Origin of the sequence: Rubinisphaera italica (assembly GCF_007859715.1) — a bacterium.
GTDB classification, from domain to species: Bacteria; Planctomycetota; Planctomycetia; order Planctomycetales; family Planctomycetaceae; genus Rubinisphaera; species Rubinisphaera italica.
Genome location: NZ_SJPG01000001.1, coordinates 5,887,889 through 5,901,573 on the forward strand (window position 1 = coordinate 5,887,889; position 13,685 = coordinate 5,901,573).

Sequence of the window (13,685 nt, forward strand, 5' to 3'; positions counted from 1 at the left end):
CGATTGGTTTTTAATTTGACGCTCAATCTCTCCAAAACTCTTTGTGTCTTCGTGCCTTTGTGATTTAATAAGTTTCTTTTGTCAAACCAGCAAACTTACTCCATCAATCTCTCTAATTATCTTGGCGTCTTGGCGTCTTGGCGGTTCATAATTTTTCATTCTTAATTTTTTATTAGTAGCTCACGGTGATTTTGTATGCAGGATGATTTACTGCGGTGGTATAACAACGAGCTCGGTTTTCTCCGACGGATGGGGGAAGAGTTTGCGCGGGAGCATCCGAAGATTGCGAGCCGGTTGAAACTCGGACCGGAGTCGAGTCAGGATCCGCATGTTGAGCGATTGATTGAAGCGGTTGCATTTCTAAATGCCCGCACGCGTCAGAAAATCGATGATGATTTCCCCGAGCTTTCCAATGCCATTCTCGAAGTCTTGCAGCCTCAATTCCTGGCTCCGATTCCTTCGATGATGATCACTCAGTTCAAGATTGGTGAAAGCGAAGCCAACTCCGTCAGTGGCTACACGATCGAACATGACACCAGCATTGAAACGGAATCCATTCAAGGCGAACCCTGTCGATTCCGGACCAGCAATGCCGTCACCATCTGGCCGGTTCAGGTGCAAGGAGGGAGTTGTCACAGCAGGCCCTTCAAAGCGCCGATGACGAAAAACTCGAAGGAAGCCGCGGGGGTCATTCATTTGACACTCAAAACGCGATCACCCGAATTTTCGATCAATCAGATCGAATGGGAGTCACTCCGTTTCTACTTGAGTGGACTTCCTCAGATTACTTATCCTCTCTATGAAACTCTCTGCAATAACGTGACAGAAGTCGCGTTCGCTCGTTCTGTTCAGGATGAGAATCCGCTGGTGTTTTCGCCCGAAATTATCCGGCAAGTTGGTTTTGAATCCGAGGATATTTTGTTGCCCGGCTCCGAACGGACGGCTTGGGAACATCGCCTGCTAACGGAGTTCTTTGTCTTCCCCGAAAAGTTTCTATTCTTCGATCTTGAAAAGCTCGACTTACTCAGAGGATCCGATTTTACTGAAGAATTTCATATCTTTTTTTATCTGAATGAGACTTTAGCCGAGTTGGAAAACGATGTGACGGCCTCCACGTTCCAACTGGGATGTACGCCGACGATCAATCTGTTTAAACAACGAGCCGACCCCATTTATCTGACACAAACCGAATTTGAATATCCGGTTTGTGGAGATGTCCGTCGTCCAGATGCTGTGGAAATTTACTCGATTGATGAAGTGACTGCTCAGGATAGCAACGGCGATGAGTTTGATTTTCAGCCGTTCTATTCAGTCGATCACCTGCATGAAGGCACGGGCGATCAAAATGGATTCTGGCATTCGATTCGCCGCGATAGCAAATTCAGCGAGACGGATGCTCAAAGTGGCTCCGAAGTTTTCATTTCTTTTGTGGATTTATCATTTACCACGATTCAACGGGATGACTGGATTGTGAATCTGGAGACGACTTGTCTGAATCGGAATCTACCCGAAAAGCTTCCTTACGGGAGAGGTCAACCGAAGTTGTACTTCTCGGAAGAAGCTGGGGCGGTCAGTGACGTACTGGCTCTTTCTGCACCGACAGCGACCGTACGGCCTCCGATGTTAAATCATGCTCGCTGGAAACTGATTTCGAACTTGAGTCTCGATCATCTCTCCCTCGTCGGAGATGATCAAGCGGCGAAAGCGTTGCGTGAGATTCTGGCAATCTATGATTTTGAAGAGTCGAGTGCCTCCCGAAATATGATTCAGGCGATCAAGTCGGTGACTTCCCGGCGTGTGACTCGCCGCATTCACGAGAGCAACTACAGTGGAGTGAGCCGGGGAATTGAAGTGACGGTGACGTTCGACAGTCAGGTCGATGAGCCGAAACTGTTTTTGCTGGCTTGTGTGATTGAGCGATTTCTCGGACAAGCCTGCACGCTCAATTCTTTTTCTCAATTGATTGTGCAGTCCGACAATGAAGATGTGATCTGGAAGAAATGGGCCCCCAGAACAGGAAGTCGCATCCTCTTATGATTCGCCGTCTTATCAAAATGACTCGAAAGTTTCGTTTGCTTCAGGCGATCCGTCTGGTGGAAATGCAGACGATTCGTGCACAAATAGGTCGTGGTCGACTTCAACAGATTGGTTCAAATTCGAGTCCAGATCAGGAACCGATCCGCCTCGGCTCGGTTGCCAAAGCTCGTTTCGCCGGCAGCGAAGTCGAGGAGATTTCTGAAGAACCCGCTGGTAGTCAACCCGGATTTTCAAATCAATTGATACGTCTGCAGACATCGGTCATGGGACTGACGGGGCCAACCGGCGTATTGCCATTGCACTATACATCGCTGCTGTTGCAACGCCAAAAGTTGCACGACAATGCGATGACCGACTTTTACGATATTTTCAATCACCGTTCGCTTTCGATTTTTTATCGCGCCTGGGCCAAACAGCAAATTCCGGTCTCCTATGAAACGAGCCGATTGATTGGGGATCGCCCGGATCGAATCACTGCGCTGTTGAACAGTCTGGTCGGTCAGGGATTTTCGGAACTCCAGAAACGAACTCCTGTTCCAGACCAAACGCTTTTGATGTTCGCCTCACTGTTTTCTTCGAGAAGACGAACAGCTTCTGGTCTGGAAAATATTTTGTGGATCTGCATGAAGATTCCTGTCGAGGTCGAGCAGTTCCAGCCTCAATGGTTAAATCTGGAACTGGAGGAGCGGACCAGGCTCGGCAGTCGGGACCAGGAAGTGATCGCGAACAATCAACTGGGGCGATCAGCGATATGTGGTGAGCGTGTCTTCGATTTGCAAAGTCGATTTCGCATTGTTTTGACGACAGCTTCCTATTTAGAATTTGCGAGCTTCCTTCCTGATCAGAAAAAACTGAAGGTCATTCAGGAATTGACCCGACGTTATGTCGGAATGGAGTACGATTTTGACGTTCAGGTAAAACTTTCAGGAAAAGATGTCCCGGCATGTCAATTGAGCCGAGAACAGAAAATACCCGCCCGACTTGGTCGCAACAGTTGGTTGCGAAGTCGTTCGATGACGGGAACCACTGGAGATGCTGTTTTTAATATCGCCGATTCTGCCTGAGAATCAATTGCTCTCCTGCAGAGAATGTCCTACAAATCATTTAATAAACCTCAGTGAATAACACGTTCCAATTGGATGGGAAAACAACTCGATGGTCAGCGTCAATCTCAAATCACTGGTTGGTAAGCTCAATCCGACAACGCAGCGAACACTTGAAGGAGCAGCTGGGCTTTGTTTGTCGCGGACAAATTATAATGTCGAACTGGAACACTGGCTCTATAAACTGGTTGAAGAACCCGATACCGATCTCACCATCATTTTCAAACAGTTCGATGTTAACCCCGCCCGCGTGTTGCAGGAGTTGACCTCGTCTATGGATCGGTTTAAAACTGGAAACGCCCGCCCGCCAGCATTGTCTCCGGATTTGATCACAGCAATTCGTGAAGCCTGGATTCTAGGTTCCGTCGAGTACGGCAGTTCTCTTGTTCGTACTGGATATTTGCTGGCCGCGATACTGGCGGATGAAACGCTTGGTCGAACCGTCGCGGGTGCATCCAGTGAACTGAAGCAAATCACTGCCCCACAATTATTGAGCCAACTTTCTGTCCTGTTACCTGAATCTCGTGAAGCGGGTGGTGAAGCAATTTCTTCAAAGACCGCCCGCCCTTCTTCAGGTGGGCAGCCGGTCAAGCCGGGAGGTGTATCGAAAACACCTTCGCTCGATCAATTCACGGTCGATATGACGGAACGTGCCCGTCAGGGTGAGATCGATCCTGTGCTCGGACGTGATGAAGAAATCAGTCAGGTCGTCGATATTCTGACTCGCCGTCGGCAGAACAATCCAATTATAGTGGGAGAGCCGGGTGTCGGTAAAACGGCTGCGGTGGAAGGCTTCGCACTTCGCATCGCAGCAGGAGATGTTCCCGAGCCGTTGAAAAATGTTTCTTTGCGATCGCTCGATCTGGCATTGTTGCAGGCAGGAGCTGGAGTGAAAGGTGAGTTCGAAAATCGATTAAAGTCGGTACTGAATGAAGTGAAATCCTCACCTCAGCCAATCATTATGTTCATCGATGAAGCACACACGATGATCGGAGCTGGCGGTTCTGCGGGACAGGGCGATGCCGCGAACCTGCTTAAACCGGCTTTGGCACGTGGTGAGTTAAGAACGATCGCTGCGACCACCTGGGCGGAATACAAAAAGTACTTCGAGAAAGACGCGGCTCTGGCTCGTCGCTTTCAGGTCGTACAAGTCGGTGAACCGCCCGAAAAATCAGCCATTGAAATGATTCGTGGTATCGTCGATGTTCTGGAGAAGCACCATCATGTGCGCATTCTCGATGAAGCGGTTCGCGATGCGGTTGTGTTGTCCAAACGATACATTTCCGGGCGACACCTTCCTGATAAAGCGGTCAGTCTGATTGACACGGCTTGTGCTCGTGTGGCGATGAGTTATCAGGCGACTCCCGGTCAAGTAACCGATTTGCACCGACGTGAAGAGCAGCTCGATGTAGCGATTAAAATTCTCGAACGAGAATCGGCAGCGGGGAGCGACCACAAGGAAGAAATCGAAGAATTGATTGCCGAAAAAGAAGCCGTCACCGCTGATCTGCAGGCGATCGAAGAACGCTGGAAAAGCGAACTCGAACTCGTGCAGGAAATTCGAGATGCACGGGAACAGTTGATGAATGGTCCTTCTGAAGGCGAAGAGAAAGACGCGGATGCGAAACCAGTCACGTTGGATTCCCTGAAAGCACTTAACGAAAAACTGGATACGATTCAGGGGGATGCTCCGCTGGTGCATGTCTGTGTCGACTCCCAGGCGATTGCCGAAGTCGTTTCCAACTGGACGGGAATTCCTGTCGGGCGAATGGTTTCGGATGAAATTTCGAACATTCTGCATCTGAAAGATCGGATGGAAGGCCGCGTTGTTGGTCAATCTCATGGATTGTCTGCAATTGCCAAAAGCGTACAAACTTCCCGCGCGAAATTGAAAGATCCGCAGCGACCAATTGGCGTCTTCATGCTGGCCGGGCCGAGTGGTGTGGGGAAAACCGAAACGGCAATTACCCTGGCCGAGTTGCTTTACGGCGGCGAGCAGAACATGACGACGATTAATATGTCGGAGTTCAAGGAAGAGCATAAAGTCTCCCTGCTGATGGGATCGCCTCCCGGCTACGTTGGTTATGGCGAAGGGGGCATTCTGACAGAAGCGGTTCGACGTCGACCATACAGCGTGGTTCTGCTCGATGAACTGGAAAAAGCGCACGAAGGGGTGCAGGAGATTTTCTATCAGGTCTTCGACAAAGGTATTCTGCGTGATGGCGAAGGTCGGGATATCGATTTCAAGAATACCGTCATCATCATGACTTCGAATGCGGGGACGGATCTCATCACAAAATTATGTGAAGATCCCGACACGATGCCGAATGCCGAAGGTTTGACCGCTGCACTGCATCAGGAGTTGATGAAAACATTCAAGCCAGCCTTCCTTGGTCGCTGCACGTTGATTCCTTACTTCCCATTATCCGAAGATGTTCTGCGGAATATTATTCATCTGAAATTGAAGAAGGTGGTAAATCGCGTGCAGGATAATCACCGGGCGACTCTCGAATACACACCGGCTGTGGTCGATAGTATTTTGAGTCGATGTCAGGAAGTGGCCAGTGGAGCTCGAAATGTCGATAACATTTTGAATGGCACAATGCTACCCGAGTTGAGCACCGAGTTTTTATCGGCACTGGCTACCGGAAAGACTATTACAACCGCTAAGATCGACGTCGCAGAGGACGATCAGTTCACCTACGACATTCAATAATCTGGCTGACGACTTACTTCGAACTACCTTTGTTGGAATGATCGAAATTTAACCTGGCACTGAGAGGAGCACGACATGGCTTTTGATGCGTTTTTGCAGATTGACGGAATTCCTGGCGAAAGTACTGATTCCAAGCACAAAGACTGGATCGAAATTATCGATTACAGTCACACAATGGCGCAGAAAATCAGTGATACCGCAAGTAGCTCAGGAGCTCGCGCTTCAGAACGAGCCAATCACGGACTGTTCATTGTCACAAAAGACCTCGACAAATCGAGCCCGAAGCTGGCCGTCTCTTTGAATACAGGAGCTTCGATTGCCACAGTTCGTATGGAACTCTGCAGAGCCACCGGCGACAAACAGTTGTATATGGTTTACGAAATGAAGGACGTGATCGTCGCCGATATTTCCGTTCAAGGAGATATGACTGGCGAACGCAGCGTCCCGACCGAAGTCGTATCCTTCAACTACGGCGAAATCGAATGGACTTATACAGTCACCGATCAGAAAACTGGGAAAGCTGCTGGCGATATCACTGGGAAGTGGAGTGTTGTTGAAAATACTGGTGGTTAATCTGCTGAGTGATCAGAAGAATTCAATCAACCTTCGGAAGATCATTACAATTTTCCGAAGGTTTTTTATTTGTCCATTTTCAAATAGGCTAAGCAGGCCTCCGAGTTCTAAGTGTTGTGATCATACTCGTAATCCTTATGATAGGAATCATGGTATCGAACAATATTGATGCGTTGTGGTCCTTTCAGAAAATATGGATATCAGCATGATCAGTTCCCATTTTTCTTCTGCTGAAATCGAACAGTATCAGCAAGATGGCTTTTTACTGATCGAAGACTTTCTCAATCCCGAAGAAGCTTCGCTACTTCAGCAGGCCAGTCATAACGATGCGATCCTGCAGAAAGCCGCGATGGATGTCAAAGATGCTGCTGGGCGGAAGACGAATCTTTCACTCTGGAATCATCCCGGCGACGACATCTATGGCGTGATCGCGCGGAGTGAGCGGGTTGTCACTCGGATGGAACAACTGCTCAACGATGAAGTCTACCACTATCATTCTAAGTTGAGTGCCAAAGAGCCTCGTGTTGGTGGCGCCTGGGAATGGCATCAGGATTATGGCTACTGGTACAAGAACGGTTGCCTGCTGCCGACGATGGCCAGCGTGTTTATTGCGGTCGATCCCGCGACTAAAGAAAACGGCTGCATGCAGGTGTTGACCGGTTCGCATCGCATGGGGCGGATCGATCATCACTTTGAAGGCGAACAGACCGGAGCCGATCTTGATCGGGTCGAACTGGCGAAACAACGCTTCCCGCTCCTCTATTGCGAAATGAAAGCAGGCACGGCTCTCTTTTTTGATGGCAATCTGCTGCATCGATCCGATCCGAATTTGAGCGACTCACCCCGCTGGGGGTTAATTTGCTGCTACAACACGAAAACAAACGATCCACTTATTCCCCATCACCATCCCGGCTACACACCACTGAGCAAATTGCCGGACTCCGCGATTCGAGAAACGGGTGTCAAAACCGCTTCCAGACAAAGTCAGTTTCTCAAGCAGGCGGAAGACAGAACGAGCCGTGTAATCGGTGAAGTCGGAGAGCACGGATGAGTCAGCCAGGTGAGTATGAATTGCAGACGAAACCGATTTTGCCAGAAGATCGCTCAATTCCCATCGGCTGCATCGGATCTGGCTTCATCATGGCCGATTGTCAAATTCCTGCTTACAAAGCAAACGGCCTCAATCCTGTTGCGATAGCATCCCGCTCGCCGGATAAAGTCGCCGCAGTTGCAAAGCGACATGGGATGAAATCGTACGCGACACATCAGCAATTGTTGGCAGATGAGTCGATTCCGATCATCGACATTGCCGTCCCACCCGATGTGCAGTTCGACATCATTCGAGAAGTTATCCAGCACAAACACATTCGCGGCATTCTCGCTCAAAAACCGTTGGGCATGAATCTGGCAGAGGCGAGAGAGATTGTCGAACTCTGTGAGGCAGCCGGAGTCACACTGGCTGTCAATCAGAATATGCGCTACGACCAGTCGGTTCTGGCAGCGAAGTCATTACTTCAACAGAATGCTCTCGGCGAACCGGTGTTTGCGACCATCGATATGAGAGCCGTCCCCCATTGGATGCCCTGGCAGGAACGGCTCGGCTGGTTGACATTGCGAATCATGTCGATCCATCACCTTGATACATTCCGCTACTGGTTCGGTATGCCCTCACGAATTTTTGCGAGCTTACGAACCGATCCCCGCACCTCCGAAAAGTTCACTCATGTCGATGGCATCTGCACTTATATCCTCGAATACGAAAACGGCTTGCGGGCCTGCAGTTGGGACGATGTTTGGGCTGGTCCAATGACGGAAGGAGCAGGGGCCGATCATGGAATCAACTGGAGAATTGAAGGAACCGCAGGGCTCGCTCAAGGAACCATTGGCTGGCCGAAGTATCCCGAGCGCTGCCCGAGTACAATCGAATATGTGACGAAGCAGAACCCTGACAACTGGTTTCGCCCCCGCTGGGACGATGTCTGGTTTCCCGATGCCTTCGCAGGACCGATGTGCGAACTGCTATGTGCGTTAGAGCAGGGAATTCAACCAGTGTTGAATGGTCGAGATAATCTCAAAACGATGGCAATGGTCGAGGCGTGCTATCTTTCCGCCCAGCAGCATCGGGCTATTGATCCGAAATCACTTTAATTACTCCAATATCAGTTAGGATTCCCTTTTCATAATTCGATTTCAGCTCTCGCATTCCAGTTGGAATACAATAAGATCATTTCAAGAAGGACAATCTCTTGGTAACGACTAAGTGATCAGGACTGCAGTTTCACACAGAGTAATCGAGGGCGATCATGGTCTGGAAAATTGTTCAGGATTTTAAAAAGTTTACGCTCCGTGGCAACATGCTCGATCTGGCAATCGGATTTACGGTCGGAGCAGCCTTCACGACGGTCGTAAAATCGTTCGTGAACGATATTCTCATGCCACCAATTGGCTTATTAACCGGCGGCACGGATTTTTCAGATCTGTACGCCGTACTTGCCCCACCAGAAGGAGGGCAGATTCCTGAAGGGGGATATGCAAGCCTGGGAGCAGCTACGGAAGCCGGAGCGGTCACGCTCAATTATGGCGTATTTATCAACAACTGTCTCTCACTACTGATCGTCTCGGCTGCCATCTTCATTGTGATTCGTCTCATCAACCGCGTTGACGAAAAACTCGACAATGTCTTCGATGAAGACCCCCCGCCACCGGAAGAACCCTCCGATAAGAAGTGTCCTCATTGCCGAACGGTCATCCCTTTCCGAGCCAGTCGCTGCCCGAATTGTACTTCGGAACTGGAGCCAGTTGAGGGTGCTGCGACAGCGTGAGTCGTTGTGGGTGAATAGTTGAAACCAGAAGCATCAATAAGGTAATTGCTTTCCTTCTCCCCGGGGGAGAAGGTGCCCGAAGGGCGGATGAGGGGAAACGATTAACCATCGAGGCAAGATTTCATCCGTTGTTCAACAAGATGTAGGTCAGGCAGTGCCTGACTTCTATCTGGGTTGAACGCACAATTCGTCAGGCAGTGCCTGACCTACAACTGTGAGTTAAGCTTACAAGCACGAAGCGCAAGCGAGTGTGTCAAACACGGTCAACACACTCGCTTGCGCTTCGTGCTTGTATTCATTACACCAGCGCGCACAAAAAAACCCTTACCGAACCTGCGGGGTTGGCCGAAGGTTAGGGTCGGGTTTTCGTGTTTGATCGATTGCCGGGGGGAGGCGGTCTTGAACACTTTCGAATATTATCTGCAGCGATACGGTAGGAGCAAACACAGCATTTCGCCGTTATTTGATATCCGCGCGTCTGCAGTAATCATTTGAAAATGGTCGAGTCATGCGTATCATCCATGATACGCGATGTCTGACCTGATCAATTGACTGGAGATTGGAATCATTCCAACCGGGTTCAGGCAATTGCTTTTTTCCGGGTGATCAGTGTCCGCACACGTTCTGCCAAGAGGGCAATATCGAACGGTTTACGGAACGTTTCATTGAACAGTGTGCGATCGAAACCGCTGGCACTGTCGTCGTCGCTGATCAGTCCAACGAGCACGGTGTCGTTGTAATCAGCATTTTTTCGCAGGTTCTGGGCAATCATCAGAGCTTCGTTGCGGCCCATGGCGAAGTCGATGATGACTCCATCCGGGTGCAGCGATTCTGCTTGAATGCCGGCTTCAAATCCACTTGCGGCGGATTCCAGTTTAAAATCCTCCAAAGGAAGAACTTCGCCAAGCATCGTACGGATCGGGCCTTCGATGCCAACGAGGAGCAGTTTGCCCATCGCTTCATCTTCCAGCTCGCCGAGAGGCATGCCATGTTCTTTCAAAAATCTGATCAAATGCTCGCGGGGAATTCGTCGGTCTTGTGAACCGGGAATTCGATAACCGCGGAGTCGACCAGAGTCGAACCATTTACTTACGGTTCTTGGAGCAACTTTACAGATTTTTGCAACCTGTCCAGTTGTGAAGATTGTCCTCATTACGGGCTCTCCAATCACACTTATGCCACTCTACAGCGAACAATTCACTGCAAAGGAAGCCCCCGCTGTCGATGGTCGGCATCCGTGCCAATGTTTCCATGGCAGTGTCCACCGGACATGATTCAGGGTACTCTCAGGGTCAGGGTCTTATAACTCGATGGTGTTGCCTCACACGTTTTCAACTTGTTCGAATACAGATCTCTCTGAATTCTCGAACAGGGAAACGACTAACATACGTGGGCTCGTATATTTCTTTTGTCCATCGCCATGACAGGAGAGAATTGAGTCGACCGAACTGAAATGGGATAGGTCCCATATTCATGCTATTACCGTGTGACCAGACAAATGAGTCCGGTTGAAAGTCTCAGCATCCCCATGCTGATCATCCAATAGTAATAGTGGTCTCGTCCTTGATGGAGTGTCCCGTGAATACAACAGTATTCAGGCAAGTTTCCCCCCTCCATGACAGCTTCCAAAAGATACGATCGCTTCCCTGCAATCGTCGGAATCAACACCAGCAGGTTTTGGCCTGAGCCGCGATTCGTGGTACTTGAGGGCCAAATCGAAAACCGATTTGAAACCCAAGAGACACGAACCAAACCATGTCGGAATTGATTCCAGCCGTCTAAGTATCTCATTCGGTATTTTTGACACCCAATCTTGAACCTGTTGGCCAAAAGCGCGTCAGAACGTGTCAATCCGAAATGACTGGAGAATTCGTTTCGATCTGCCGAGAAGGACGTGAATTCCGCAAATGCCTAATTAATAGACACTTACGAACAACCCAGGTGGCAAAACGCTTTCCAGAGAGAGTCAAACCAATTTTGAAAAATTTTCAGCGAACCTGTTTGGGCGGGAGTGTTCCAGGAGAGGAAAAGAGGAGGAACCACGGATGCACACGGATGGGCATAGATAAAAGGAAGAGAGCACTTGATAGACCGGGGCGCCCAGAGAATTTCGCAGAGTTCTCTGGATGGCGCAGCCACAGGAGGTTTGTGGAAGTGTGGCGGAATTCAGAATTCAGACTGTAGGTCAGGCATTGCCTGACGAAACTGGACGTAGAGTCAAATTGAACTTCATTCGGATAGCTTATTGCAATATGTTCACGCGTCAGTTCATACTGCTGAGACTTGATAAACTGAATATGGCTAGTCAATTAAAATTTATTCGTCGGAGAATTTGATGGCTACTTCGCATACCTGGTTTGCCACCGATAAAGATATTTCGTTGATCTTAGACTGGCTCGTAAAGGCCGGAGCTCAATCAGTGGACAAGGTGCACAACATCGAAGATTTTTCAACGAATGGTTCTGAATGCGCTATCGTGTTCCCCACAATTGGGCCAACGGTATATTGGCCTGATCCAATTAACCTGAGTGAATATGAGGAAAATACGAGCTATTGGAGACAAGCCATTTTGACGAAAAGGGACATCGAGCTACACCCTCAATGTCGCATGATAGATCCTCAAAAATCACCTACTGCAGGATTGAAGTTGCCATATTTACGAGATGGAAAATACTGGGCGGCTGGATCACTCTGGTTCCCCACGATTAATCTCAAAAAGGTCTTTCCGGAATTAGCGAGAATTTGCGGAAGATTCGAACGTTGGATTCGTAAATTTCCCACTGTCTTTGATAATCGTAAGGGGAAGAATAAAACCGAATTTGATCATCAAATCTGTCACAGCAGCATTATACAATGTATAAATGCATTACCGGACGCATGTTCACTTTTGAAAAATGGTGCCTGCATGGTTGACCATATGACATCTGATTTCACATTTCGAGGTTGTAAGGAAAATTGGAAGACGTAAGAAGTCAGCAGGAAACCCAATCCTCAAACCGAAACCTCTTGTGGCGGGTGGCCCAGCCGTTTCGGCTGGGTCGATGAAATCGACAAGATGCCGTCATCGTGTGGGCCATTTTGTGATCAAACCGGTCTTTGCAAATTGAATCCGGATGGCGCCTCCATCTTTTTGCTCCGCAACCCGACCGAAGCGGTCGGGCCACCCTGCGTTCACCCCTCTTGGGGGCATTTTCTGGGCAAGTTCGATGTGAGACAACACCACATGTCACTCAAAATTGGACAGAGGGGCATAACTTGTAATCGACCACGGACACAATCCGTGGCTTTGGCCTGTCCCGTAACACGAGGTAATCGTTCTGGGTCTATTTGAATTCAATATCAACTTTCTACCACAGAATTGTGAAACCAATTACATTTTACTGACTCCACAATGTCCTGTCCAAGTCAGTCATTTGAAAACCGAGATCAATCGAATATACAATTAACATTATCTTAGTAATCTACTTTTTGAAAATAATCTTGCTGGTCCGACAGAGTCTTTCAGGGGCGAAGTCCATAGGCCGTGGGTTTAGTATATACTAAATGAATATTCTTCCCATTTGCAGGAAACGATGCAGGAAACCCCTCGTAATTCTATGCATTTCATGTAAACTGTGGAAAGTCAATCGAGCTGAAAACCTACATATTCTGCATTTTATGGCCTAGCACTCAGACCTACGGAACCGAAGGTTAGAGGTTCGAATCCTCTCGGGTGTAATTATAAAGCCATAAACCACAAGGGTTTCTGGCTTTTTCTTTGAAACGACTCGGATGGCGGTGAAATCAATTTCACAAGATTTCACAAGTAGGTCTACATCATTAGCTGACTTCCGATCGCTTAATTCAGATTAATTGCGGCTTATTTGAACAAGGTTGCTTCATGGGATGGTTTACAAGAAAAAAAACTGTATGTAAGCATTGCCTTGGCTATATGCACATTTGCACGGCTAGATGGTACTGCCCCAACGGCTGCGGTGCCTCGGGTGAAATGGCGTACAGCCCTGATTCTGCTTTTCCAGTTGACGAGTACGCACGTTGGAATTGCCGATACTGTGGCATCGATTTCTTGTGGACAAGCAGTGTCGAGTATGGCAACGTCAGGATTTGTTGTAATTGTGAAGAGGGAAGGTTTCATCAACAATGGTGTGACGGATTGCGTGATACTTACCGAAACCGGTACGGCGATAACTCTTGAGTTTTTCTTTGGTCTTATTTCACTTCCCGTTATTTTTCAACGGAGAAAACTAAGACGCACTTAAACTTTGCATTCACAAGAATTGACCTACTGCGTCATCCACTCTTAGTTTTTGGGTAGAGCCGTTTCAGTTTGGTGCGGGCGTCGTCGATCTGGAACTGCCCGTCGACTCCGCGGGTAACCCAGCCGTTTCGGCTGGGTCGATGAAATCGACAAGATGCAGTCATCATGCGTGCCAT

11 protein-coding genes are annotated in these 13,685 nt (G+C 48.8%); 9 read left to right on the top strand and 2 right to left on the bottom strand.

The window, feature by feature from the left end; translation table 11 throughout:
- Window positions 1-195: 195 nt before the first annotated feature.
- The 7 genes from tssF (at window position 196) to mscL (ending at window position 9,251) form a co-directional block, all read left to right on the top strand.
- The gene (gene tssF / locus Pan54_RS22415) at window positions 196-2,037 is read left to right on the top strand and encodes a type VI secretion system baseplate subunit TssF (protein WP_146505679.1); all 1,842 of its coding nucleotides are present in this window, start codon (window positions 196-198) and stop codon (window positions 2,035-2,037) included.
- Window positions 2,034-3,101: a type VI secretion system baseplate subunit TssG gene (tssG, locus tag Pan54_RS22420; RefSeq protein WP_165441926.1), complete on the top strand. Its 1,068-nt coding sequence runs from the start codon at window positions 2,034-2,036 to the stop codon at window positions 3,099-3,101. Before tssF ends, tssG begins: the two co-directional genes overlap by 4 nt.
- 91 nt (window positions 3,102-3,192) lie before the next feature.
- Window positions 3,193-5,856 (top strand): type VI secretion system ATPase TssH, encoded by a 2,664-nt coding sequence (gene tssH, locus Pan54_RS22425; protein WP_146505681.1) that lies wholly within the window; start codon window positions 3,193-3,195, stop codon window positions 5,854-5,856.
- Between the two features lie 75 nt (window positions 5,857-5,931).
- Entirely contained in the window at window positions 5,932-6,429 is a 498-nt protein-coding gene (locus Pan54_RS22430) for an Hcp family type VI secretion system effector (protein WP_146505682.1), read from the top strand.
- A gap of 205 nt (window positions 6,430-6,634) precedes the next feature.
- Window positions 6,635-7,480, top strand: coding sequence for a phytanoyl-CoA dioxygenase family protein (locus Pan54_RS22435; protein ID WP_146505683.1), 846 nt, complete (start codon window positions 6,635-6,637; stop codon window positions 7,478-7,480).
- A complete protein-coding gene (locus Pan54_RS22440; RefSeq protein ID WP_146505684.1) occupies window positions 7,477-8,577 on the top strand; it encodes a Gfo/Idh/MocA family protein in 1,101 nt (366 codons plus the stop codon). The genes Pan54_RS22435 and Pan54_RS22440 overlap by 4 nt, the downstream gene beginning before the upstream one ends.
- A gap of 155 nt (window positions 8,578-8,732) precedes the next feature.
- Window positions 8,733-9,251: a large conductance mechanosensitive channel protein MscL gene (gene mscL, locus Pan54_RS22445; RefSeq protein ID WP_146505685.1), complete on the top strand. Its 519-nt coding sequence runs from the start codon at window positions 8,733-8,735 to the stop codon at window positions 9,249-9,251.
- A gap of 580 nt (window positions 9,252-9,831) precedes the next feature.
- Here mscL and Pan54_RS22450 read toward each other — a convergent pair.
- Window positions 9,832-10,404: a helix-turn-helix domain-containing protein gene (locus Pan54_RS22450; RefSeq protein WP_146505686.1), complete on the bottom strand. Its 573-nt coding sequence runs from the start codon at window positions 10,402-10,404 to the stop codon at window positions 9,832-9,834.
- 326 nt (window positions 10,405-10,730) lie between these two features.
- Window positions 10,731-11,042, bottom strand: a complete 312-nt coding sequence (locus tag Pan54_RS22455; RefSeq protein WP_146505687.1) for a hypothetical protein — start codon at window positions 11,040-11,042, stop codon at window positions 10,731-10,733.
- A gap of 544 nt (window positions 11,043-11,586) precedes the next feature.
- On the opposite strand from Pan54_RS22455, the gene Pan54_RS22460 reads away from it, so the two are divergent.
- Both Pan54_RS22460 and Pan54_RS22465 read left to right on the top strand, forming a co-directional pair.
- On the top strand, window positions 11,587-12,219 hold the full coding sequence (locus tag Pan54_RS22460) for a hypothetical protein (RefSeq protein ID WP_146505688.1): 633 nt from the start codon (window positions 11,587-11,589) through the stop codon (window positions 12,217-12,219).
- A gap of 895 nt (window positions 12,220-13,114) precedes the next feature.
- On the top strand, window positions 13,115-13,510 hold the full coding sequence (locus Pan54_RS22465) for a hypothetical protein (protein WP_146505689.1): 396 nt from the start codon (window positions 13,115-13,117) through the stop codon (window positions 13,508-13,510).
- Window positions 13,511-13,685: the final 175 nt, after the last annotated feature.

Coding starts and splice junctions, on each gene's coding strand:
- Pan54_RS22450 (WP_146505686.1), bottom strand. CDS start 10,404: ATGAGGACAATCTTCACAACTGGACAGGTTGCAAAAATCTGTAAAGTT.
- tssF (WP_146505679.1), top strand. CDS start 196: ATGCAGGATGATTTACTGCGGTGGTATAACAACGAGCTCGGTTTTCTC.
- Pan54_RS22440 (WP_146505684.1), top strand. CDS start 7,477: ATGAGTCAGCCAGGTGAGTATGAATTGCAGACGAAACCGATTTTGCCA.
- tssG (WP_165441926.1), top strand. CDS start 2,034: ATGATTCGCCGTCTTATCAAAATGACTCGAAAGTTTCGTTTGCTTCAG.
- Pan54_RS22430 (WP_146505682.1), top strand. CDS start 5,932: ATGGCTTTTGATGCGTTTTTGCAGATTGACGGAATTCCTGGCGAAAGT.
- Pan54_RS22460 (WP_146505688.1), top strand. CDS start 11,587: ATGGCTACTTCGCATACCTGGTTTGCCACCGATAAAGATATTTCGTTG.
- Pan54_RS22455 (WP_146505687.1), bottom strand. CDS start 11,042: ATGAGATACTTAGACGGCTGGAATCAATTCCGACATGGTTTGGTTCGT.
- mscL (WP_146505685.1), top strand. CDS start 8,733: ATGGTCTGGAAAATTGTTCAGGATTTTAAAAAGTTTACGCTCCGTGGC.
- Pan54_RS22435 (WP_146505683.1), top strand. CDS start 6,635: ATGATCAGTTCCCATTTTTCTTCTGCTGAAATCGAACAGTATCAGCAA.
- tssH (WP_146505681.1), top strand. CDS start 3,193: ATGGTCAGCGTCAATCTCAAATCACTGGTTGGTAAGCTCAATCCGACA.